Origin of the sequence: Micromonospora sp. D75 (assembly GCF_018070405.1) — a bacterium.
GTDB classification, from domain to species: domain Bacteria; phylum Actinomycetota; class Actinomycetes; order Mycobacteriales; family Micromonosporaceae; genus Micromonospora; species Micromonospora chalcea.
Window position 1 is genome coordinate 1 of sequence record NZ_JAGPXV010000551.1, and the last position, 4,024, is coordinate 4,024.

6 protein-coding genes are annotated in these 4,024 nt (G+C 71.9%); 3 read left to right on the top strand and 3 right to left on the bottom strand.

The annotated features are described in order from the left end of the window. The coding region (locus KBX39_RS25180) for an acyl-CoA carboxylase subunit epsilon (protein ID WP_210872834.1) at positions 1–138 on the bottom strand (138 nt) is incomplete at its 3' end. A gap of 91 nt (positions 139–229) precedes the next feature. On the opposite strand from KBX39_RS25180, the gene KBX39_RS25185 reads away from it, so the two are divergent. Together KBX39_RS25185 and KBX39_RS25190 are read left to right on the top strand one after the other, a co-directional pair. Further along, positions 230–2,215 (top strand): serine/threonine-protein kinase, encoded by a 1,986-nt coding sequence (locus KBX39_RS25185; protein ID WP_210872830.1) that lies wholly within the window; start codon positions 230–232, stop codon positions 2,213–2,215. A gap of 87 nt (positions 2,216–2,302) precedes the next feature. Next, entirely contained in the window at positions 2,303–2,509 is a 207-nt protein-coding gene (locus KBX39_RS25190) for a hypothetical protein (protein WP_043326669.1), read from the top strand. A gap of 66 nt (positions 2,510–2,575) precedes the next feature. Here KBX39_RS25190 and KBX39_RS25195 read toward each other — a convergent pair whose 3' ends face one another. Both KBX39_RS25195 and KBX39_RS25200 read right to left on the bottom strand, forming a co-directional pair. Then, positions 2,576–3,328 (bottom strand): GH25 family lysozyme, encoded by a 753-nt coding sequence (locus tag KBX39_RS25195; RefSeq protein ID WP_043326667.1) that lies wholly within the window; start codon positions 3,326–3,328, stop codon positions 2,576–2,578. A 128-nt stretch (positions 3,329–3,456) separates the two neighbouring features. Continuing rightward, positions 3,457–3,636 (bottom strand): hypothetical protein, encoded by a 180-nt coding sequence (locus KBX39_RS25200; RefSeq protein ID WP_233514584.1) that lies wholly within the window; start codon positions 3,634–3,636, stop codon positions 3,457–3,459. Between the two features lie 99 nt (positions 3,637–3,735). Here KBX39_RS25200 and KBX39_RS25205 point away from each other — a divergent pair. Continuing rightward, positions 3,736–4,024 (top strand): M50 family metallopeptidase (locus KBX39_RS25205; RefSeq protein ID WP_210872832.1); only part of this gene is annotated, 289 nt, incomplete at its 3' end.

Consider the following 4,024-nt stretch of genomic DNA (forward strand, 5'->3'; position numbering starts at 1 on the left):
CGCCCACTGCGACACGGGGGCCGGCGTGGCGGCCTGGGCCGGGCGGGTACGCACCATGATCGCGCCGACCAGAGCGGCCAGCTCCTCGGCGGTGGGCACGCCGCGGACGATCCGGAACAGCGGCTCTTCGGCAGACATGCCCCAAGGGTAACCGTCACGAATTCGACCTTCGCCGTACAGTGGCGTGCCGACGGTGTAGGCGTCGCAGCGGCCGGGTACGGTTTCTGCGATGTCGAACGCGCTCCCCCAACTCGTCGCCGACCGGTACCGGCTTATCACGCCGCTCGGTCAGGGCGGCATGGGCCGCGTCTGGAAGGCGCGGGACGAGGTGCTGCACCGGGACGTGGCCATCAAGGAACTGGTCCCGCCGCCCGGCCTCACCCCGGAGGAGCGCCGCGAGATGCGCGAGCGCTCGCTGCGGGAGGCGCGGGCGATCGCCCGGCTCAACAACGTCAACGTGGTCCGCATCTTCGACGTGCTGCGCACCGACGGCGATCCGTGGATCGTCATGGAGTACGTGGCGTCGAAGTCGTTGCAGGACACCATCGCCGAGGACGGTCCGGTCTCGTCGGCCAAGGCGGTCGAGATCGGCCTCGGCGTGCTGAACGCGCTGAAGGCCGCGCACAAGGCGGGCATCATGCACCGCGACGTCAAGCCGGGCAACGTGCTGCTCGGCGAGGACGGCCGCGTGGTGCTCACCGACTTCGGCCTGGCCACGATCCCCGGCGACCCGAACGTGACGCGCACCGGCATGGTGCTCGGTTCGCCCGCGTACATCTCGCCGGAGCGTGCGCGGGACGGCACGGCCGGGCCGGAGGCCGACCTCTGGTCGCTCGGCGCCACGCTCTACGCGGCGGTCGAGGGCAAGTCGCCGTACGCGCGTCCGTCGGCGATCGCCACGCTGGCCGCGCTCGCCACCGAGCCGCTGCCGCCGCCGCGCAACGCCGGGCCGCTCAAGCCGGTGCTCCAGGGCCTGCTGCGCAAGGACCCGGACGAGCGGATCACCGCCGAGGTGGCGGAGCGCATGCTGCGCAAGGCCGCCGGTCGCCGGGCCAAGGGCATTTCACTGCTGGACGGCGTACGCCGGCCGGGGCCGAACGGTCCGCGCGTGCCGCGCCCGCCGCTGGTGCCGGCGCCGCGCCCGGCCGACCAGGCCGAGCGCGCGGCGACCTCGGTCTCCGGGGCCGCCACCGGGGGTACGGCCGCGGCCGTCGACCCGACGGCGAAGGTGGCGGCGCCCACCTCGGACGCCGGCCCGACGGCGAAGGTGGCTCCGCCGGCCGCCGATCCGACCACCAAGCTCGACCCGGCGCCCTCCACCGACGAGACCCGGGTGGACGACGAGGCCCCTGTCGACGGCGTCGACCCGGCGCTGGACGAGACGCGGCTCGACGGCGAGCCCGTCACCGACGCCCCGGCGCCGGTCAGCCCGGCCGTGTCCGGTTCCGCACCGGTCAGCCCGGCTCCGGTGCAGGAGGCGCAGTCGACCGGCCGGGCCACGGTGCTGCCGGTCGAGAAGTCCGCGCCCAACCGGCGCAACCTGCTGATCGGCGCGCTGGTACTGCTGCTGCTCGTCGGTCTGGTGGCGGCCGTGCCGCTGCTGAACAACGGTGACGACGGCGACGGCGGTGAGCCGACGGCCGGCACCTCGGTGTCGGCGGCGCCGCCGCCAGCGGCGAGCGAGAGCGCGTCCCCGAGCGCCCCGGCGACCAGCGCGTCGGCCAGCCCCACGCCGTCGGCCAGCCCGTCGGCCTCGGGGTTCACGCTGCCGGCCGGCTGGCGCCTCTACACCGGCCCGAACGGCTTCAAGGTGCCGATCCCGAACGGTTTCGAGGCGCGGGTCCGCAGCGACAACGTCGTGCTCTATGAGGTCGGTGGCGCTCGGCGGGTGCTGTTCATCCAGTGGACGCCGAACCCGAAGAAGGACGCGTACGCGGACTGGAAGAGCCAGGAGTCGAGCCGGCGCAACTTCGTGCGCAACTACAAACTGGTCGGCATCACCAAGTGCGACCCCTACTTCCGCACCTGCGCCGACTGGGACTGGCTGGAGACGCGCAACGGCGACACCCGCTTCCACGTCCGCAACCGTGGTGTGGCGACCGCCAGCAACCGGGGCTTCGCGCTGCGCTGGGAGGTCCCGGCGAAGGACTGGGACGCCAACCTGGCGAACTGGGAGATCATCACCAAGGGCTTCGTGCCGGACCGTCAGAACTGACCGGGAATCCCGCCGGTCACGAAACTCGCTCGCATGGCTTTCCGTCCTCGGGGGTATGAATCCTCCGACGACGGAAGGAGGCGCGACATGGGTTACCGACGCAGGGACACCGGCCCGCGGCTGGCACTGTGGATGCTCGTTGCGCTCGGCGACGTCGTGCTGCTCCTGATCGCCGCCGGCCTGTCCGCGCCGGTCGCGGTCCTCGGTGTGCTGACCCTCACGATCGCGGGTGTGGCGGCGTGGCGCTGGATGCGCCGGACGCCCGTGCCGGCCTCCGCGCGCCGCAGAGCCTGAGCCACGTACGACGCGACAGTGGGACCGCCTCGCACGGAGGCGGTCCCACTGTCGTAAGCCGGTGGATCAGGTGTTGTTGGCCAGGGCGATCAGCCGGCTGCGGTCGCCGTTCCAGTAGTTGCGGTCCACGTTGCCGCTGATGCCGGAGACGGAGCCGGTGCTCGTGTACTGCCAGAAGCTGTAGAACGGAGCACCGGCCGGCAGGGTGCCGGGCGAGCTGGCCCAGCGGGCGATCCACAGCGGGTGGTTGGCCCACGGGCCGCTCCAGCTGCCGGTGCACTGGTTCCACCAGCTCGTCGTGGTGTAGATGACCGCGTACCGGCCGGTGCGGGAGCGGTAGGTGTTGAGGAAGTCCTGGACCCAGTTGCGCATGCCGGTGGTGCTCAGGCCGTAGCAGTAGCCGCCGCTGTACGGGTTGCCCTCCAGGTCCAGCGCGGCGGGCAGCGTACGGCTGTCGGCCGACCAGGCGCCGCCGTTGCTGGCCAGGTAGTTGGCCTGGGTGGAACCGGCGGAGATGTTCGGCCGGGCGAAGTGGTATGCCCCGCGGATCACCCCGGCGTTGTACGCGTTGACGTAGTTCGCGTTGAAGTTCGGGTCCTTGTAGCTCGTGCCCTCGGTGGCCTTGATGAAGGCGAACTGGATGCCCGCGTTGCGCACGCTGGTCCAGTTGATGCTGCCCTGGTAACGGGAGACGTCGATCCCGGGCGTGGTCGCGGCGGCGGCCGGTCCGGCGGTCGCCACGAGGGCCACGGCCGCGGTGGCGGCGGCGGCCAGGCCGGCAGCGAGGAGCCGGCGTACGGAGAGTCTGGTACGGGCCATGGTTGCCTCCAGAGGGACGTCCGTTTATTGACGCCCATCTTTGGAGCTTAGTGCCCTAGATCGCAATAGGGAGCAAGGAAATTTTCATTGACGCCCATCGTTCGCCCAGGTGGCGCGTCGTTTGCGGATCAGCGGAGCGCGCTCGGGTCCATCGCCCAGCGGAAGGGCTCGGTGACACTGAGCGTCTCACCCGCCTTGGCCACCGCGTCCTCGACGTAGTGCGCGCCGTCGAGCCGGTGCAGCCGCAGCGAGTGGCTGTCGCCGTCCTGCTCGTGCGAGCTGTAGGGCTCCAAGGGAGCTGCGCTCACCGACCTCACCTCCGCTCCGGCGCCTCGTCCGATCAGTCTCACACTCTATGAGACTCGGCCGGTCGAACGACACGGCTCGGGCCGGTAGGCTCCCCGCCCATGCCCCTGATCGACGGCCTCACCACGCTCTGGGAAACGCTGACCAGCGCCCAGCCGGACCCGCCGCCGCTGCTGGTGGTGCTCACCGCCGTGGTCGCGCTCGCCGTGGTCGCCACCCGGCTGCCGTGGCGGATCGCCCGGAACGCGGTCACCATCGCGCACGAGGGCGGCCACGCGCTCGTCGCGCTGCTCACCGGCCGCCGGCTGCACGGCATCCGGCTGCACTCGGACACCTCCGGGCTGACGCTCTCCGCCGGCCGCCCCACCGGGCCCGGGATGATCCTCACGC

Excerpts from the sequence above, each read along its gene's own strand:
- KBX39_RS25190 (WP_043326669.1), top strand. The coding sequence starts at position 2,303 with ATGGGTTACCGACGCAGGGACACCGGCCCGCGGCTGGCACTGTGGATG.
- KBX39_RS25195 (WP_043326667.1), bottom strand. The coding sequence starts at position 3,328 with ATGGCCCGTACCAGACTCTCCGTACGCCGGCTCCTCGCTGCCGGCCTG.
- KBX39_RS25185 (WP_210872830.1), top strand. The coding sequence starts at position 230 with ATGTCGAACGCGCTCCCCCAACTCGTCGCCGACCGGTACCGGCTTATC.